General features: G+C 71.9%; 16 protein-coding genes. All 16 read left to right on the top strand.

Translation table 11 applies throughout. The annotated features are described in order from the left end of the window. Positions 1 to 244: 244 nt before the first annotated feature. Complete coding sequence (gene pgsA / locus ACWDVG_RS12025; RefSeq protein WP_451698693.1) at positions 245 to 907, top strand: phosphatidylinositol phosphate synthase; 663 nt, start codon at positions 245 to 247, stop codon at positions 905 to 907. 5 nt (positions 908 to 912) lie between these two features. Next, on the top strand, positions 913 to 1,917 hold the full coding sequence (locus ACWDVG_RS12020; RefSeq protein ID WP_451698883.1) for a phosphatidylinositol mannoside acyltransferase: 1,005 nt from the start codon (positions 913 to 915) through the stop codon (positions 1,915 to 1,917). Then, positions 1,914 to 3,068: a glycosyltransferase family 4 protein gene (locus ACWDVG_RS12015; protein ID WP_451698691.1), complete on the top strand. Its 1,155-nt coding sequence runs from the start codon at positions 1,914 to 1,916 to the stop codon at positions 3,066 to 3,068. The genes ACWDVG_RS12020 and ACWDVG_RS12015 overlap by 4 nt, the downstream gene beginning before the upstream one ends. A gap of 165 nt (positions 3,069 to 3,233) precedes the next feature. Beyond that, entirely contained in the window at positions 3,234 to 3,869 is a 636-nt protein-coding gene (locus tag ACWDVG_RS12010; protein WP_451698689.1) for an N-acyl homoserine lactonase family protein, read from the top strand. Between the two features lie 11 nt (positions 3,870 to 3,880). Continuing rightward, complete coding sequence (locus ACWDVG_RS12005; protein ID WP_451698687.1) at positions 3,881 to 4,423, top strand: hypothetical protein; 543 nt, start codon at positions 3,881 to 3,883, stop codon at positions 4,421 to 4,423. A 115-nt stretch (positions 4,424 to 4,538) separates the two neighbouring features. Beyond that, a complete protein-coding gene (pdxS, locus tag ACWDVG_RS12000) occupies positions 4,539 to 5,453 on the top strand; it encodes a pyridoxal 5'-phosphate synthase lyase subunit PdxS (RefSeq protein WP_451698686.1) in 915 nt (304 codons plus the stop codon). 6 nt (positions 5,454 to 5,459) lie between these two features. Then, positions 5,460 to 6,050 (top strand): pyridoxal 5'-phosphate synthase glutaminase subunit PdxT, encoded by a 591-nt coding sequence (gene pdxT, locus ACWDVG_RS11995; RefSeq protein WP_451698684.1) that lies wholly within the window; start codon positions 5,460 to 5,462, stop codon positions 6,048 to 6,050. A 63-nt stretch (positions 6,051 to 6,113) separates the two neighbouring features. Next, positions 6,114 to 6,866 (top strand): YebC/PmpR family DNA-binding transcriptional regulator, encoded by a 753-nt coding sequence (locus ACWDVG_RS11990; RefSeq protein WP_451698682.1) that lies wholly within the window; start codon positions 6,114 to 6,116, stop codon positions 6,864 to 6,866. A gap of 121 nt (positions 6,867 to 6,987) precedes the next feature. After that, positions 6,988 to 7,518 (top strand): crossover junction endodeoxyribonuclease RuvC, encoded by a 531-nt coding sequence (gene ruvC, locus ACWDVG_RS11985; protein ID WP_451698680.1) that lies wholly within the window; start codon positions 6,988 to 6,990, stop codon positions 7,516 to 7,518. Next, entirely contained in the window at positions 7,515 to 8,147 is a 633-nt protein-coding gene (gene ruvA / locus ACWDVG_RS11980) for a Holliday junction branch migration protein RuvA (RefSeq protein ID WP_451698678.1), read from the top strand. Before ruvC ends, ruvA begins: the two co-directional genes overlap by 4 nt. 48 nt (positions 8,148 to 8,195) lie before the next feature. Beyond that, on the top strand, positions 8,196 to 9,275 hold the full coding sequence (ruvB, locus tag ACWDVG_RS11975; RefSeq protein ID WP_451698676.1) for a Holliday junction branch migration DNA helicase RuvB: 1,080 nt from the start codon (positions 8,196 to 8,198) through the stop codon (positions 9,273 to 9,275). Between the two features lie 201 nt (positions 9,276 to 9,476). Beyond that, the gene (gene yajC, locus ACWDVG_RS11970) at positions 9,477 to 9,911 is read left to right on the top strand and encodes a preprotein translocase subunit YajC (protein ID WP_451698881.1); all 435 of its coding nucleotides are present in this window, start codon (positions 9,477 to 9,479) and stop codon (positions 9,909 to 9,911) included. A 147-nt stretch (positions 9,912 to 10,058) separates the two neighbouring features. Then, on the top strand, positions 10,059 to 11,840 hold the full coding sequence (gene secD / locus ACWDVG_RS11965) for a protein translocase subunit SecD (RefSeq protein WP_451698674.1): 1,782 nt from the start codon (positions 10,059 to 10,061) through the stop codon (positions 11,838 to 11,840). Between the two features lies 1 nt (position 11,841). Continuing rightward, on the top strand, positions 11,842 to 12,909 hold the full coding sequence (gene secF, locus ACWDVG_RS11960; RefSeq protein ID WP_451698672.1) for a protein translocase subunit SecF: 1,068 nt from the start codon (positions 11,842 to 11,844) through the stop codon (positions 12,907 to 12,909). After that, positions 12,906 to 13,457, top strand: coding sequence for an adenine phosphoribosyltransferase (locus ACWDVG_RS11955; protein ID WP_451698670.1), 552 nt, complete (start codon positions 12,906 to 12,908; stop codon positions 13,455 to 13,457). The genes secF and ACWDVG_RS11955 overlap by 4 nt, the downstream gene beginning before the upstream one ends. Positions 13,458 to 13,766: 309 nt before the next feature. Then, positions 13,767 to 16,253: a RelA/SpoT family protein gene (locus ACWDVG_RS11950; RefSeq protein WP_451698668.1), complete on the top strand. Its 2,487-nt coding sequence runs from the start codon at positions 13,767 to 13,769 to the stop codon at positions 16,251 to 16,253. Positions 16,254 to 16,320 lie beyond the last annotated feature (67 nt).

Raw genomic sequence — 16,320 nt, 5'->3', positions numbered from 1 at the left:
GCTTTGCACCGACGCAGGACGCCGTCCATACGTCGCGCGCCCCGGTCGCCACCGGCCGCCCGCCGCCCTCCGTCGGCACGGCTCCCACGTGCGGCGACGCGGCCATCCGTCGTACACGGGGCGGCCCTCGGGGGGATGCCGACGCGGCGGATCGGGTGCCCTCCGGTGCGCCGCGAGCCGCGTGGCTACGATGGGTGAGCCGGTGGTCATGGGACCGCGCGGCCCACCGAACCTCGGGAAGGCCATGCTGAACAAGTACGCGCGTGCGTTTTTTACGCGTGTCCTCACACCGTTCGCCGCGTTTCTGCTCCGTCGGGGCGTCAGCCCGGACGCGGTCACGCTCATCGGCACGGCGGGAGTGATGGGCGGTGCCCTGGTCTTCTTCCCCCGCGGGGAGTTCTTCTGGGGCACCATCGTCATCACCCTCTTCGTCTTCTCCGACCTCGTCGACGGCAACATGGCCCGGCAGGCGGGGATCTCCAGCCGCTGGGGCGCCTTCCTCGACTCGACGCTCGACCGCGTCGCCGACGGAGCGATCTTCGGAGGCTTCGCCCTCTGGTACGCGGGCCGGGGCGACGACAACGTGATGTGCGCCGTGTCGATCTTCTGCCTCGCCAGCGGCCAGGTCGTCTCGTACACGAAGGCGCGCGGCGAATCGATCGGCCTGCCCGTCGCGGTCAACGGCCTGGTCGAGCGCGCCGAGCGGCTGGTGATCTCGCTCGTCGCCGCCGGCCTCTCCGGCCTGCACGCCTTCGGCGTCCCCGGCGTCCAGGTGCTGCTCCCGATCGCCCTGTGGATCGTGGCCGTCGGCAGCGCCGTGACCCTGGGACAGCGCGTCGTGACCGTACGGCGCGAGTCGGCCGAGGCGGACGCCGCCGCGGGCCGGGGGAGCGAGGCGACATCGTGAGCGGCCTGAAGGACCGGCTGACCGACGGGGTGTACGGGCTCGGCTGGTCGACCGTGAAGAAGCTGCCCGAGCCGGTGGCCGCGGGCCTCGGCCGGCGGATCGCCGACATCGCCTGGAAGCGGCGCGGCACGAGCGTGCTGCGGCTCGAATCGAACCTCGCGCGCGTGGTGCCGGACGCCACGCCCGAGCGGCTCGCCGAGCTGTCGAAGGCCGGCATGCGCTCGTACATGCGGTACTGGATGGAGTCCTTCCGGCTGCCGACCTGGAGCAGGGAGCGGGTCGACAGCAGCATCGACATCAAGGACATCCACTACCTGAAGGACGGCCTCGCCTCCGGCCGCGGCGTCGTCCTCGCCCTGCCGCACCTGGCGAACTGGGACCTCGCGGGCGTGTGGGTCACGCGCTCGCTGGGGGTGCCGTTCACGACGGTCGCCGAGCGGCTCAAGCCGGAGAGCCTGTTCGACCGGTTCGTCGCCTACCGCGAGTCGCTGGGCATGGAGGTGCTGCCGCACACCGGCGGCGCCGCCTTCGGGATACTCGCGCGGCGGCTGCGCGCGGGCGGCCTCATCTGCCTCGTCGCCGACCGGGACCTCTCCGCGTCCGGCACCGAGGTCACCTTCTTCGGCGACACCGCCCGCATGCCCGCGGGCCCGGCGATGCTCGCCCAGCAGACCGGCGCGCTGCTGCTGCCCGTGACGCTCTGGTACGACGGCACGGCGGTCATGAAGGGGCGGGTCCACCCGCCCGTCGACGTGCCCGAGTCGGGAACGCGCGCGGAGAAGACGTCCGTCATGACGCAGGCGCTGGCCGATGCCTTCGCCGAGGGCATCGCGGACCACCCGGAGGACTGGCACATGCTCCAGCGGCTCTGGCTCGCGGACCTGGAGGAGCGCCAGGACCGGCCGGAGCGCCCGGACCGGCCGGAGCGCCCGGAGGACGGGGAGCGCCCGGACACGCCGCAGCGCCCCGAGCGGGGGCGCGGGCAGCGCGGGGAAGGCGGACCGGCGTGAGGATCGGCATCGTCTGCCCGTACTCCTGGGACGTGCCGGGCGGCGTCCAGTTCCACATCCGCGACCTCGCCGAGCACCTCATCCGGCTGGGCCACGAGGTCTCCGTCCTCGCCCCGGCCGACGACGAGACCCCGCTCCCGCCGTACGTCGTCTCCGCGGGGCGGGCCGTCCCCGTGCCGTACAACGGCTCCGTCGCCCGGCTCAACTTCGGCTTCCTCTCGGCGGCCCGGGTCCGGCGCTGGCTGCACGACGGCACCTTCGACGTCGTCCACATCCACGAGCCGACCTCGCCCTCGCTCGGCCTGCTCACCTGCTGGGCGGCGCGGGGGCCCATCGTCGCCACCTTCCACACGTCGAACCCGCGCTCGCGCGCCATGATCGCCGCCTACCCGATCCTCCAGCCCGCCCTGGAGAAGATCAGCGCCCGGATCGCGGTCAGCGAGTACGCGCGCCGGACGCTCGTCGAGCACCTCGGGGGTGACGCCGTCCTCATCCCGAACGGCGTCGACGTCGACTTCTTCGCCCGCGCCGAGGCGAAGGCCGAGTGGCAGGGCCAGACCCTCGGCTTCATCGGCCGCATCGACGAGCCCCGCAAGGGCCTGCCGGTCCTCATGCGGGCCCTGCCGAAGATCCTCGACGAGCGCCCGGAGACCCGGCTCCTCGTCGCCGGGCGCGGCGACGAGGAGGAGGCGGTCGCCTCGCTGCCCGCCGAGATGCGCTCCCGGGTCGAGTTCCTCGGCATGGTCAGCGACGAGGACAAGGCGCGGCTGCTGCGCAGCGTGGACGTGTACGTGGCGCCCAACACCGGCGGCGAGAGCTTCGGCATCATCCTGGTCGAGGCGCTGTCGGCGGGCGCGCCGGTCCTCGCCTCCGACCTGGACGCGTTCGCCCAGGTCCTCGACCAGGGGGCGGCGGGCGAGCTCTTCGCCAACGAGGACGCGGACGCGCTGGCCGACGCGGCGATCCGTCTCCTCGGCGACAAGGCGCGGCGCACCGAGCTGAGCGCCCGGGGGTCGGCGCACGTGCGGCGGTTCGACTGGTCGACGGTGGGCGCCGACATCCTCGCGGTCTACGAGACGGTGACGGACGGCGCGGCGGCGGTCGACACGGACGAACGCACCGGCGGTCTCCGCGCCCGCCTCGGCCTGTAGGCGCCCGCGGGAGGCCCCCCGGCGGCGCTCGTACGGCGTCGAAGGGGGCCGCCGTTCCCCCCAGGGCGAACGTCGGTCCGGATCGCGCCCCGGTCCGGCCCTCGTGCCCGGCCGGATCGCGCCCCGGTCCGGATTGCGCGTCCGGCTCCGGGGAAGGCTGCGCCCATGGTCTCGATCACGCGGCTCGACCTCGGGCACTTCACTCGCCCCGCCGAGGAGTGGGGCGGCGACCACGCGCGCGTGGAGCCCGTCCTCGCCTACCTCGTCCGTCACGCGGGCGGCAGCCTCCTCTTCGACACCGGCATGGGCACCGGCTCCCCGGAGGCCGACGCGCACTACCGCCCCGTCCGCCGGCCACTCACCGTCGGCCCCGCCGACGTGGACCTCGTGGTCAACTGCCACCTCCACTTCGACCACATCGGCGGCAACCAGCTCTTTCCCGACACCCCCGTCCTCGTCCAGCGCACCGAGCTCGCCACCGCCCGCGCGGGCGGCCACACCATCGACTCGCTCCTGCCGGGCGTCCGGTACGAGGAGCTGGACGGCGAGCACGAGATCGCGCCCGGCGTGCTGATCGTGCCCACGCCCGGGCACACCGAGGGCCACCAGTCGCTGGTCGTCGACCACGGCGAGCGGATCACGGTCCTCGCCGGCCAGGCGTACGACGTCGCCGACGAGTTCGGCACCCCGTACCGCCCCTGGCTCGACCGGCTCGGCGAGCTCGCCGCGGGGCGGCCCGCACGTGTCCTGTTCGCCCACGACCGGGAGGTTCTGGAGGGGCCGCTGCCACCGCCCCGGTAGCCTGTGCGCCCGTGACCGAAACCCTGATCTGGACCCTCGTCGCGCTGATCCTCGTCGGCGTCTACCTGAGCTGGACCGCCGGCCGGCTCGACCGGCTGCACACGCGCATCGACGCGGCGCGCGCCGCGCTCGACGCCCAGCTGCTCCGCCGGGCCTCGGTCACCCAGGAGCTCGCCACCTCCGGCGTCCTCGATCCGGCCGCCTCCATCGTCCTGTACGAGGCCGCGCACGCCGCCCGGCAGGCCGAGGAGGACCACCGCGAGGTCGCCGAGAGCGAGCTGAGCCAGGCGCTGCGGGCCGTGTTCGGCGAGCCGGAGCAGGTCGAGCTGGTCCGCGCGGCGCCCGGCGGCGAGGAGGCCGCGAACGAGCTGGCCGCGGCCGTCCGGCGGGTGCCGATGGCGCGCCGGTTCCACAACGACGCCGTACGGGCGGCCCGCGCGCTGCGCAGGCACCGCAAGGTCCGCTGGTTCCGGCTGGCCGGTCACGCACCCTTCCCACTGGCCTTCGAAATGGACGACGAGCCGCCGGTGGCCCTCGCCGATCGCCCGAACTGACCCCCCGTAACCTGCGAAAACGATCCACCGGGTCCACATTGGCCCTTGAAGTGGACCCCGGGTGGCCTGTTTCCTCACTATGTCGTCAACCCCTGTTGTCACGAGTGAGGTACCCGTGTCCACCACGCCTTCCACCACCCCCCAGTCTCCCGAGACCGGCACCGCGCGCGTGAAGCGCGGCATGGCCGAGCAGCTCAAGGGCGGCGTGATCATGGACGTGGTCAACGCCGAGCAGGCGAAGATCGCCGAGGACGCCGGCGCCGTGGCCGTCATGGCCCTTGAGCGGGTCCCGGCGGACATCCGCAAGGACGGCGGCGTCGCCCGCATGTCCGACCCGAACATGATCGAAGAGATCATCGGCGCCGTCTCCATCCCGGTCATGGCCAAGTCCCGCATCGGCCACTTCGTCGAGGCCCAGGTCCTGCAGTCCCTCGGCGTCGACTACATCGACGAGTCCGAGGTCCTCACCCCGGCCGACGAGATCAACCACTCCGACAAGTGGGCCTTCACCACCCCCTTCGTCTGTGGCGCCACCAACCTGGGCGAGGCCCTGCGCCGCATCGCCGAGGGCGCGGCCATGATCCGCTCCAAGGGCGAGGCCGGCACCGGCAACGTCGTCGAGGCCGTCCGCCACCTGCGCCAGATCAAGAACGAGATCGCCAAGCTGCGCGGCTTCGACAACAACGAGCTGTTCGCCGCCGCCAAGGAGCTGCGCGCCCCCTACGAGCTGGTCAAGGAGGTCGCCGAGCTCGGAAAGCTGCCCGTCGTCCTCTTCTCCGCCGGTGGCGTCGCCACCCCGGCCGACGCCGCGCTCATGCGCCAGCTCGGCGCCGAGGGCGTCTTCGTCGGCTCCGGCATCTTCAAGTCGGGCGACCCGGCCAAGCGCGCCGCCGCCATCGTGAAGGCCACCACCTTCTACGACGACCCGAAGGTCATCGCGGACGCCTCCCGCAACCTGGGCGAGGCCATGGTCGGCATCAACTGCGACACCCTCCCCGAGTCCGAGCGCTACGCCAACCGGGGCTGGTAAGCACCGATGAACGCCACTCCCGTCATTGGTGTCCTGGCCCTCCAGGGCGACGTACGGGAGCACCTGATCGCCCTGGCCGCGGCGGACGCCGTGGCCAGGCCGGTGAGGCGCCCCGAGGAGCTCGCCGAGGTCGACGGCCTGGTCATCCCCGGTGGTGAGTCCACCACCATCTCCAAGCTGGCCGTGCTCTTCGGCCTGATGGAGCCCCTGCGCGAGCGCATCGCCGCGGGCATGCCGGTCTACGGCACCTGCGCGGGCCTGATCATGCTCGCCGACAAGATCCTCGACCCGCGCTCCGGCCAGGAGACGCTCGGCGGCATCGACATGATCGTGCGCCGCAACGCCTTCGGCCGCCAGAACGAGTCCTTCGAGGCCGGCGTCACGGTCGCGGGCATCGACACGCCCGTCGAGGGCGTCTTCATCCGCGCCCCGTGGGTGGAGTCCGTCGGCGCCGAGGTCGAGGTCCTCGCCGAGCACGACGGCCACATCGTCGCCGTCCGGCAGGGCACCGCCCTCGCGACCTCCTTCCACCCCGAACTCACCGGGGACCACCGGATCCACGAGCTCTTCGTCGCCATGGTGCGCGCCGAGGGGTGACCGGGTCCCGGTAGGATCTCTGGGGTTCGTTCAAGTAGTGGGTAACGCGAAGGAGACAGGCAGATGTCCGGCCACTCTAAATGGGCTACGACGAAGCACAAGAAGGCCGTGATCGATGCCAAGCGCGGCAAGCTCTTCGCGAAGCTGATCAAGAACATCGAGGTCGCGGCCCGCACCGGCGGTGCCGACCCGGACGGCAACCCGACGCTGTTCGACGCCATCCAGAAGGCCAAGAAGCAGTCGGTTCCCAACAAGAACATCGACTCCGCGGTCAAGCGCGGCGGCGGCCTCGAGGCCGGCGGCGTCGACTACGCCACGATCATGTACGAGGGCTACGGCCCGAACGGCGTCGCGGTGCTCATCGAGTGCCTCACCGACAACCGCAACCGCGCCGCCTCCGACGTGCGCGTGGCCATGACCCGCAACGGCGGCTCCATGGCCGACCCGGGCTCCGTCTCGTACCTGTTCAACCGCAAGGGCGTCGTCGTGCTCCCCAAGGGCGAGCTGACCGAGGACGACGTCCTCGACGCCGTCCTCGACGCGGGCGCCGAGGAGGTCAACGACCTCGGCGAGAACTTCGAGGTCATCAGCGAGGCCACCGACCTGGTCGCGGTCCGCACCGCGCTCCAGGAGGCCGGCATCGACTACGACTCGGCCGAGTCCAGCTTCGTCCCGACCATGCAGGTCGACCTCGACGAAGAGGGCGCGCGCAAGATGTTCAAGCTGATCGACGCGCTCGAGGACAGCGACGACGTGCAGAACGTCTACGCCAACTTCGACGTCAGCGACGAGGTCATGGAGAAGGTCGACGCCTGATCGCGGACCTTCGGGGAGCGGGCCGACGGGGACACACCCCCGTCGGCCCGCTGCGTTGTCGGTGGCAGCCGATAGCCTGCACAAACAGATGAGCGAAAGCGGCGGTCCAGGGAGGGGCACCATGCGCGTTCTCGGGGTGGACCCCGGCCTGACCCGGTGCGGCGTCGGCGTCGTCGAGGGCGTCGCGGGCCGCCCGCTGACCATGCTGGGCGTCGGCGTCGTCCGCACGGCCGCGGACGACGACATCGGCGTCCGGCTCGTCGGCATCGAGCGCGGCATAGAGGAGTGGCTCGACCGCTACTCGCCCGAACTCGTCGCCGTGGAGCGCGTCTTCAGCCAGCACAACGTCCGTACGGTGATGGGCACCGCCCAGGCCAGCGCGGTCGCCATGCTCTGCGCCTCGCGCCGCGGCATCCCCGTCGCCCTGCACACCCCCAGCGAGGTCAAGGCCGCCGTCACCGGCAGCGGCCGCGCCGACAAGGCCCAGGTCGGGGCCATGGTCACCCGGCTGCTCCGCCTCGCCGCGCCCCCGAAGCCCGCCGACGCCGCCGACGCGCTCGCCCTCGCCATCTGCCACATCTGGCGGGCTCCCGCCCAGAACCGCCTCCAGCAGGCCGTCGCCCTGCACGCCTCGAAAGGCCGCACGCCATGATCGCCTTCGTCACCGGCCCGGTGGCCGCCCTCGCCCCCACCACCGCAGTGATCGAGGTCGGCGGCGTCGGCATGGCCGTCCAGTGCACCCCGAACACCATCGCGGCCCTCCGCGTCGGCGAGCCGGCCCGGCTCGCGACCTCCCTCGTCGTACGCGAGGACTCGCTGACCCTGTACGGCTTCGCCGACGACGACGAGCGGCAGGTCTTCGAGCTGCTCCAGACCGCGAGCGGCGTCGGACCCCGCCTCGCCCAGGCCATGCTGGGCGTGCACAGCCCGGACGCGCTGCGCCTCGCCGTCTCCACCGGTGACGAGAAGGCCCTCACCGCCGTGCCCGGCATCGGCAAGAAGGGCGCCCAGAAACTCCTCCTCGAACTGAAGGACAAGCTGGGCTCGCCCCTCGGCTCCAGCGGCCTCGTCGGTGCCCAGCGCGCCGCCGCCGCCGGGCCCGCCCCCTGGACCGAGCAGCTGCACTCCGCGCTCATCGGCCTCGGCTACGCCTCCCGCGAGGCGGAAGACGCGGTCACGGCCGTCACCCCGCAGGCCGAGGCCGCCCTCGCCGAGACCGGCTCCGTGCCCGTGCCGCAGCTGCTGCGCGCCGCCCTGCAGACCCTCAACCGGGCCCGCTGACCCGCCGGACCCCGCCGCCAGGCCCGTACGAACGAAAAGGCAACCACCGTGAACTGGGACGACGAGACGCCACCGGCCGCCGACGAGCGGATCGTCGGCGCCGCCGCCGAGGGCGACGACCAGGCCGTCGAGGCGGCCCTGCGCCCCAAGGACCTCAGCGAGTTCGTCGGCCAGGAGAAGGTGCGCCAGCAGCTCGACCTCGTCCTCAAGGCCGCCCGCCAGCGCGGCGCCACCGCCGACCACGTCCTGCTCTCCGGCGCCCCCGGCCTCGGCAAGACGACCCTCTCGATGATCATCGCCGCCGAGATGAACGCCCCGATCCGCATCACCTCGGGCCCCGCCATCCAGCACGCCGGCGACCTGGCCGCGATCCTCTCCTCCCTCCAGGAAGGGGAGATCCTCTTCCTCGACGAGATCCACCGCATGTCCCGGCCTGCCGAGGAGATGCTCTACATGGCGATGGAGGACTTCCGCGTCGACGTCATCGTCGGCAAGGGCCCCGGCGCCACCGCCATCCCCCTCGAACTCCCGCCCTTCACCCTCGTCGGCGCCACCACCCGGGCCGGTCTGCTGCCGCCCCCGCTCCGCGACCGCTTCGGCTTCACCGCTCACATGGAGTTCTACGACCCGTCCGAACTCCAGCGCGTGATCCACCGCTCCGCCGGACTCCTCGACGTCGAGATCGACCCCGCCGGCGCCGCCGAGATCGCCGGCCGCTCCCGCGGCACGCCCCGCATCGCCAACCGCCTGCTGCGCCGGGTCCGCGACTACGCCCAGGTGAAGGCCGACGGCCGGATCACCCGCGAGATCTCCGCCGCCGCCCTCGGCGTGTACGAGGTGGACAGCCGCGGCCTCGACCGCCTCGACCGCGCCGTTCTCGAAGCCCTCCTGAAGCTCTTCGGCGGCGGCCCGGTCGGCCTGTCCACGCTCGCCGTCGCCGTGGGGGAGGAGCGCGAGACCGTCGAGGAGGTCGCCGAACCCTTCCTCGTACGCGAGGGCCTGCTGGCCCGCACGCCCCGCGGACGGGTCGCGACTCCGGCCGCATGGACCCACATCGGACTGGTTCCGCCGCAGGCAGCGGGCCCCGGCGGGGCCGGAAGCGGACAACAGGGGCTGTTCGGGGCGTGAGACGCCTGTGACGGGTGAGTGACGGCGCGGAGTCTCGCCCGACCAGGAACCACGGTGCCATGCTGGGCGTTGTTCCATCGATGCGGACTCGCCTAGACTCCGCCGATGCCGCCCTTTCTGGTCGGCGTACCCACCCCGAAGATCAGGCCGCGGGTTCTCCGTGACCGTGCGAAGGATTTCCGTCCCGTGAATAACATCGGCATGCTCCTCCCGTTCATCGTGCTCATCGGGGCGATGTTCCTGATGACCCGCTCTGCGAAGAAGAAGCAGCAGCAGGCGGTGGCGATGCGCAACCAGATGCAGCCCGGCACCGGCGTACGCACGATCGGGGGGATGTACGCCACCGTCAAGGAGATCGGCGACGAGACCGTTCTCCTCGAAGTCGCGCCCGGCGTCCACGCCGTCTACGCGAAGAACGCGATCGGCGCGGTCCTCGAGGACGCGGAGTACAACCGCATCGTCCACGGCGACGACGAGGAGTCGGACTCCGACGCCGTCGTCCCGGACGACGCCTCCTCGCTCACCGAGACCACGGACGACGTCAAGGACGCGCCGAAGGCCGACCTGACGAAGAAGCCGGAGCCGGCCGAGGGCGACAAGGACGGCAAGGCCGACGGCGAGGCCGACGCGAAGTAAGTCGCGCCCGGGACCCCGCGTCCACGCCCACCGGCGTCCGCGCGGTCCCGGAACGGTTCCACGTCTGCGGGGGAAGGTCCCCACACACACTTCGTGGCCGCCCCGCGCACACCAGGCGCGAGGCGGTTGGACAGGGAGAAACGACAGGTGGCAGCACCGAAGAAGGGCCGAGGGCCGGCGGGGGGCCAGAGCCGGCCGGGCCGCGCCCTGGCATTCATCTTGATCGCCATGGTCGCGCTCACCGGCGGCATGTTCTGGTCGGGGCACACCACCCCGCGCCTCGGCATCGACCTCGCCGGCGGCACGTCGATCACGCTCAAGGCGAAGGCCGAGCCCGGCCAGGAGTCCGCGGTCAACCAGACCAACATGAACACGGCGGTCGGCATCATCGAGCGCCGTGTCAACGGACTCGGTGTCTCCGAGGCCGAGGTCCAGACCCAGGGCGAAGAGAACATCATCGTCAACATCCCTCGCGGGACGAACGAGAAGCAGGCCCGGGAGCAGGTCGGCACCACCGCCCAGCTCTACTTCCGGCCCGTCCTCGCCGTCGCGGCCGCGGCGCCGGCCCCGGCGCCGAGCGCCAGCTCCTCCGGCTCCCCCTCGGCCACGCCGAAGCCGTCCGCCTCCTCCTCCGGGACGACGGCGGGCGAGAAGTCGGCCACCCCGACCGCCACCGCCTCCACCCAGGGCCGCGCGCTCACCGAGGCCCTCAAGGCCCCGAGCCCGACGCCCACCGCGAGCTCCTCCGCCTCCTCCTCCGCGACCCCCAAGGCCCCGGAGACCCCGCAGGCGACCCCGACGCCCGACGCCGCCACCGCCGCGCTGGAGCAGAAGTTCGCCGCCCTGAACTGCCTCGACCCCAAGCAGCGCACCGCCGCCGGCCAGGGCGTCAAGCCCACCGAGCCGACCGTGGCCTGTGGCGAGGACGCCCCCGGCATCTGGTCGAAGTACCTCCTCGGCCCGGCCGAGGTCGAGGGCCGCGACGTCGACAACGCCAAGGCCGCGATCGACCAGCGCTCCGGCCAGTGGATCGTGGACATGGAGTTCACGAGCGCCGGCTCGAAGAAGTTCCAGGCGATCACCAGCAAGCTGTCGCAGCAGACCCAGCCGCAGAACCAGTTCGCCATCGTCCTCGACGGCGAGGTCGTCTCCGCGCCCCGCGTCCAGACCACGCTGAGCGCCAGCGCCCAGATCTCCGGCAGCTTCAACCAGCAGTCCGCCCAGGACCTCGGCAACATCCTGTCCTACGGCGCCCTCCCGCTCTCCTTCGACACCCAGAGCGTCGACACCGTCACCGCCGCCCTCGGCGGCGAGCAGCTGGAGGCCGGTCTCATCGCCGGCGCCATCGGCCTCGGTCTCGTCATCCTCTACCTGGTGATCTACTACCGGGGCCTGTCGCTGGTGGCCATCCTCAGCCTCGGCGTCTCCGCGCTGCTCACCTACGTGATCATGGCCCTGCTCGGCCCGGCCATCGGCTTCGCGCTGAACCTGCCGGCCGTCTGCGGCGCCATCGTCGCCATCGGCATCACCGCGGACTCGTTCATCGTGTACTTCGAGCGCATCCGCGACGAACTCCGCGAGGGCCGCACCCTGCGCCCGGCCGTCGAGCGCGCCTGGCCGCGCGCCCGCCGCACCATCCTCGTCTCCGACTTCGTGTCGTTCCTGGCCGCCGCGGTGCTCTTCATCGTCACCGTGGGCAAGGTCCAGGGCTTCGCGTTCACGCTCGGCCTCACCACCCTGCTCGACATCGTCGTGGTGTTCCTCTTCACCAAGCCGGTCATGACGCTGCTCGCGCGGACCTCGTTCTTCGGCAACGGCCACGCCTGGTCGGGTCTGGACCCGAAGCGGCTCGGCGCCAAGCCGCCGCTGCGCCGCTCCCGCCGTGTCTCCGCCCCGGCCGCTGGCCCCGTCGACCCGAAGGAGGCGTGAGATGTCGAAGCTCGGCGATCTCGGCGCCCGGCTCCACCGCGGTGAGGTCGGTTACGACTTCATCGGCAACCGCAAGATCTGGTACGGCCTGTCCGTCCTGATCACCATCACCGCCATCGTCGCCCTGGCCGTCCGCGGCCTCAACATGGGCATCGAGTTCCAGGGCGGCGCCGTCTTCACCACCCCGAAGACCGCCGTCTCCGTCAGCCAGGCCCAGGAGTACGCGGAAGAGGCCTCCGGCCACGACGCGATCGTCCAGGAGCTCGGCAGCGGCGCCCTGCGCATCCAGGTCGGCGGCCTCGACACGGAGCAGTCCGACAAGGTCCGCGCGGAGCTCGCCAAGGACCTGAACGTCCCCGAGGAGAAGATCGCGGCCGAGCTCGTCGGCCCGAGCTGGGGCGAACAGATCGCCAACAAGGCCTGGACCGGCCTCGGGGTCTTCATGATCCTAGTGGTGATCTACCTGGCCATCGCCTTCGAGTGGAGAATGGCGGTCGCGGCGCTCATCGCCCTGATCCACGACCTCACGATCACGGTCGGCATCTACTCGCTGGTCGGCTTCGAGGTCACCGTCGGTACGGTCATCGGTCTGCTGACGATCCTCGGCTACTCCTTGTACGACACCGTCGTCGTCTTCGACTCCCTCAAGGAACAGACGAAGGACATCACGAAGCAGACCCGCTTCACCTACAGCGAGCTCGCCAACCGCTCGATCAACGGCACCCTGGTCCGTTCGATCAACACCACCGTCGTCGCGCTCCTTCCGGTCGCCGGCCTGCTCTTCATCGGTGGTGGCGTCCTCGGCGCCGGCATGCTCAACGACATCTCCCTGTCGCTGTTCGTCGGCCTCGCCGCCGGTGCGTACTCGTCGATCTTCATCGCCACCCCGCTCGTCGCCGACCTCAAGGAGCGCGAGCCGGCGATCAAGGCCCTCAGGAAGCGGGTCCTCGCCAAGCGGGCCTCCGCCTCCGCCAAGGACGACGGCCTCGCCGAGGCGCCCGAGGCCGAGACCGCGGTCGTCGGCCCGCGCGCCGCGCGCCGCGGCCGGACCCAGGAGCACCGGGGATGACCGCCGAGACCCAGGACGTCTCCGCACGCCTGCTGAGCCGCATCAGGGACGTCCCGGACTACCCGAAGCCGGGAGTCCTCTTCAAGGACATCACCCCGCTGCTCGCGGACCCGGAGGCGTTCGGGCTCCTCACCGACGCCCTCGCCGAGCTGTGCGTCACGCACGGCGCGACGAAGATCGTCGGCCTGGAGGCCCGCGGCTTCATCCTGGCCGCGCCGGTGGCCGTCCGCGCGGGCCTGGGCTTCGTCCCGGTCCGCAAGGCCGGCAAGCTCCCCGGGGCCACGCTCAGCCAGGCGTACGAGCTGGAGTACGGCACCGCCGAGATCGAGGTGCACGCCGAGGACCTGGCCGCGGGCGACCGCGTCATGGTCATCGACGACGTCCTCGCCACCGGCGGCACCGCCGAGGCCTCCGTAGAGCTGATCCGCCGCGCGGGCGCCGAGGTCGCGGGCGTCGCGGTCCTCATGGAGCTGGGCTTCCTGCCCGGTCGCGCCCGGCTGGAGCCGGCCCTGGCCGGAGCACCGCTCACCGCACTCATCCGCGTCTGATCGTCCACCTCCGACGATCTCCCGGCCGACCGAGGCCGGGGACACGGCACGGGGCGCCCGGGACCTCCCGAGGCGCCCCTTCGCCGTTCGGCGGGGGCGCCCGGGAATGCCCGGGGCGCCCCGGCCGTTGTTCCGGACGTCCCCCCCCCGCAGCGGGGCGCGGCAGCCCGTCGGCCCCCCGGGGCCCTCCCCGCCGGGACCTGGGGCGATCCGTCCGACTCCCGGGCACGTGAGCACCGCGCGTCGTGGCTCGATACCATGGCCTTTCCGGGCCTGACCGGGGGACCCGGAACCGCACGAGGAGCGCTCTTGCCAGACGAGGCCCAGTCACTCTCCGCCGCGCAGCCCGACCCCAAGGCCGACCAGGCCGCGCAGGGAACCGGCACGCCCCAGGACAAGCCCGCGGAGACCAGGCCGCCCTCGCCTGCTGCGCCCGCCCCGGCCCCCACGCCGTCGGCCACCCCCGCCCGGCCCGCCCCGACCGCGCCCCCCCGCTCGGGCGGCGGCTCCTCCAGCCGCGTCCGCGCACGCCTCGCGCGCCTGGGCGTCCAGCGCTCCTCCCCGTACAACCCGGTCCTCGAACCGCTCCTCCGGATCGTCCGATCCAACGACCCGAAGATCGAAACGGCGACTTTGCGCCAGATCGAGCGGGCCTACCAGGTCGCCGAGCGCTGGCACCGCGGCCAGAAGCGCAAGAGCGGCGACCCGTACATCACGCACCCGCTCGCCGTGACCACCATCCTCGCCGAGCTCGGCATGGACCCGGCGACGCTCATGGCCGGGCTCCTGCACGACACCGTCGAGGACACCGAGTACGGCCTCGACACCCTCCGCCGCGACTTCGGCGACCAGGTCGCCCTCCTCGTCGACGGCGTCACCAAGCTCGACAAGGTCAAGTTCGGCGAGGCCGCCCAGGCCGAGACCGTCCGCAAGATGGTCGTCGCCATGGCCAAGGACCCGCGCGTCCTGGTCATCAAGCTCGCCGACCGCCTGCACAACATGCGCACGATGCGCTACCTCAAGCGGGAGAAGCAGGAGAAGAAGGCCCGCGAGACCCTGGAGATCTACGCCCCGCTGGCCCACCGGCTGGGCATGAACACCATCAAGTGGGAGCTGGAGGACCTCGCTTTCGCGATCCTCTACCCCAAGATGTACGACGAGATCGTCCGGCTCGTCGCCGAGCGCGCCCCCAAGCGCGACGAGTACCTCGCCATAGTGACCGACGAGGTCCAGGCCGACCTGCGGGCGGCCCGCATCAAGGCCACCGTCACCGGCCGCCCGAAGCACTACTACAGCGTCTACCAGAAGATGATCGTCCGCGGCCGTGACTTCGCGGAGATCTACGACCTGGTCGGCATCCGCGTCCTCGTGGACACCGTCCGCGACTGCTACGCGGCCCTCGGCACCGTCCACGCGCGATGGAATCCGGTCCCCGGCCGGTTCAAGGACTACATCGCGATGCCGAAGTTCAACATGTACCAGTCGCTGCACACGACGGTCATCGGCCCCAACGGCAAGCCCGTCGAGCTGCAGATCCGCACCTTCGACATGCACCGCCGCGCCGAGTACGGCATCGCCGCCCACTGGAAGTACAAGCAGGAGGCCGTCGCCGGCGCCTCCAAGGTGCGCACCGACGTGCCGAAGCACACCGGCAAGGACGACCACCTCAACGACATGGCGTGGCTGCGCCAGCTCCTCGACTGGCAGAAGGAGACGGAGGACCCGGGCGAGTTCCTGGAGTCCCTCCGCTTCGACCTCTCCCGCAACGAGGTCTTCGTCTTCACGCCCAAGGGCGACGTCATCGCGCTGCCCGCCGGGGCCACCCCCGTCGACTTCTCCTACGCCGTCCACACCGAGGTCGGCCACCGCACCATAGGAGCGCGGGTCAACGGGCGCCTCGTCCCGCTCGAATCGACCCTCGACAACGGCGACCTGGTCGAGGTGTTCACCTCCAAGGCCGCGGGCGCCGGGCCCTCCCGCGACTGGCTCGGCTTCGTCAAGTCCCCGCGCGCCCGCAACAAGATCCGCGCCTGGTTCTCCAAGGAACGCCGCGAAGAGGCCATCGAGCAGGGCAAGGACGCCATCGCGCGGGCCATGCGCAAGCAGAACCTGCCGATCCAGCGCATCCTCACCGGCGACTCGCTCGTCACCCTCGCCCACGAACTGCGCTACACCGACATCTCCTCGCTGTACGCGGCGATCGGCGAGGGCCACGTCACCGCGCAGTCCATCGTCCAGAAGCTGGTCCAGGCGCTCGGCGGCGAGGAGGCCGCCACCGAGGACATCGCCGAGACCGCCCCGCCCACCCGCGGCCGCTCCAAGCGCCGCTCCAGCGCCGACCCGGGTGTCGTCGTCAAGGGCGTCGAGGACGTCTGGGTGAAGCTGGCCCGCTGTTGCACCCCGGTACCCGGCGACCCGATCATCGGCTTCGTCACCCGCGGCAGCGGCGTGTCGGTCCACCGCAGCGACTGCGTCAACGTCGAGTCGCTGTCCCGGGAGCCCGAGCGGATCCTGGACGTCGAGTGGGCCCCCACCCAGTCCTCGGTCTTCCTGGTCGCCATCCAGGTCGAGGCCCTGGACCGGTCCCGGCTGCTCTCCGACGTCACCCGGGTCCTCTCGGACCAGCACGTCAACATTCTCTCGGCGGCCGTCCAGACCTCCCGCGACCGGGTGGCCACCTCCCGCTTCACCTTCGAGATGGGCGACCCCAAGCACCTCGGCCACGTCCTGAAGGCCGTCCGGGGCGTGGAGGGCGTGTACGACGTCTACCGCGTGACCAGCGCCCGCAGGCCGTAACGCCGTACGACACGCTCGTCGTCACGCCGTACGACACGAGGAAGGCCCCCGGCACGGAGCCGGGGGC

The sequence above is a fragment of the Streptomyces sp. NPDC003327 genome, from assembly GCF_053589515.1.
Note: the sequence above shows the minus strand (reverse complement) of the source record. Positions and strands in the feature narration are given on the sequence as shown.

Coding starts and splice junctions, on each gene's coding strand:
- pgsA (WP_451698693.1), top strand. CDS start 245: ATGCTGAACAAGTACGCGCGTGCGTTTTTTACGCGTGTCCTCACACCG.
- ACWDVG_RS12010 (WP_451698689.1), top strand. CDS start 3,234: ATGGTCTCGATCACGCGGCTCGACCTCGGGCACTTCACTCGCCCCGCC.
- pdxT (WP_451698684.1), top strand. CDS start 5,460: ATGAACGCCACTCCCGTCATTGGTGTCCTGGCCCTCCAGGGCGACGTA.
- ACWDVG_RS11990 (WP_451698682.1), top strand. CDS start 6,114: ATGTCCGGCCACTCTAAATGGGCTACGACGAAGCACAAGAAGGCCGTG.
- ruvC (WP_451698680.1), top strand. CDS start 6,988: ATGCGCGTTCTCGGGGTGGACCCCGGCCTGACCCGGTGCGGCGTCGGC.
- ruvA (WP_451698678.1), top strand. CDS start 7,515: ATGATCGCCTTCGTCACCGGCCCGGTGGCCGCCCTCGCCCCCACCACC.
- yajC (WP_451698881.1), top strand. CDS start 9,477: ATGCTCCTCCCGTTCATCGTGCTCATCGGGGCGATGTTCCTGATGACC.
- secF (WP_451698672.1), top strand. CDS start 11,842: ATGTCGAAGCTCGGCGATCTCGGCGCCCGGCTCCACCGCGGTGAGGTC.
- ACWDVG_RS11955 (WP_451698670.1), top strand. CDS start 12,906: ATGACCGCCGAGACCCAGGACGTCTCCGCACGCCTGCTGAGCCGCATC.